The following is a 542-nucleotide window of genomic DNA, read 5'->3' on the forward strand; positions in this document are numbered from 1 at the left end:
CCGCCGACCATATGCCGAATGTGCAGTTTGGCCAGTTCGTTGTCAGTCAGGTCAAGCACCGGAAAGCCCTGCCCGGTGAGGCTGGCGATCAATGCGCTGCGCGGATCGTTTTCCGGATGAGTCTGCACGCCGACGAAGATGTGTGCTTCGCGGGCAGTGTGGTAGCGGTAGTTGAATTCGGTGATCTGTCGTTTGCCGATCGCTTCGCAGAAGGCCTTGAAGCTGCCTGGCTGTTCGGGGATGGTCACGGCGATGATCGCCTCGCGGCCTTCGCCCAGTTCGGCGCGTTCGGCCACATGGCGCAAGCGGTCGAAGTTGACGTTGGCGCCTGAATCGATCGCCACCAGCGTCTGCCCTTTCACGCCGCGTTGTTCGACGTACTTCTTGATCCCCGCCACGCCCAGCGCGCCTGATGGCTCGGTGATGGAGCGGGTGTCGTCGTAGATGTCCTTGATCGCAGCGCATATCTCATCGGTGCTGACGGTGATCACTTCATCGACATAATGACGACACACTTCAAAGGTGTGATAACCGATCTGCGC

General features: G+C 59.8%; 1 protein-coding gene. It reads right to left on the reverse strand.

Going from position 1 to position 542, the window contains the following annotated elements; all coding sequences use genetic code 11:
- A partial coding sequence (locus ALO43_RS24125) for a pyridoxal-phosphate dependent enzyme (protein WP_157062363.1) occupies positions 1-542 on the reverse strand: 542 nt, incomplete at both ends.

This window comes from Pseudomonas tremae (assembly GCF_001401155.1).
GTDB classification, from domain to species: domain Bacteria; phylum Pseudomonadota; class Gammaproteobacteria; order Pseudomonadales; family Pseudomonadaceae; genus Aquipseudomonas; species Aquipseudomonas tremae.